The sequence below is a fragment of the Paraburkholderia sp. SIMBA_054 genome (assembly GCF_046534875.1).
In the GTDB taxonomy this organism is placed as follows: Bacteria; Pseudomonadota; Gammaproteobacteria; order Burkholderiales; family Burkholderiaceae; genus Paraburkholderia; species Paraburkholderia hospita.
In genome coordinates this window covers 1-272 of the sequence record NZ_JAWRXV010000785.1, presented here as the reverse complement: position 1 = coordinate 272, position 272 = coordinate 1, and the positions used below count along the sequence as shown (strand labels likewise).

The following is a 272-nucleotide window of genomic DNA, read 5'->3' as shown; positions in this document are numbered from 1 at the left end:
CCACCGAGAACAGCTAACATGTTTCATGCATAATCCGGTGCCTTAAGATCTTCCTCACTATTTAAATTTTTACCCGAGATTAATTCACCAAGGGAGACGAAGTTACCTGTAAATGGCATCCCATCAAGTATATTATACATTGCTTCATCACGCTGTTGTTGACGTAATTTTTCCTCCGGTGAACTTGTAGGTACGATATTAGAAAAATCAAAATCCAAATGAATCGTTTTTAAATCTGATTGCGGCGCTTTCGTCGGTGCATCAATTATACT

Annotated in this window: 1 protein-coding gene; it reads right to left on the bottom strand. The window is 38.2% G+C overall.

The features are described from left to right. Positions 1–23: 23 nt before the first annotated feature. Positions 24–272: hypothetical protein (locus SB822_RS57250; protein WP_410859125.1), on the bottom strand; the 249-nt coding region annotated here is incomplete at its 5' end.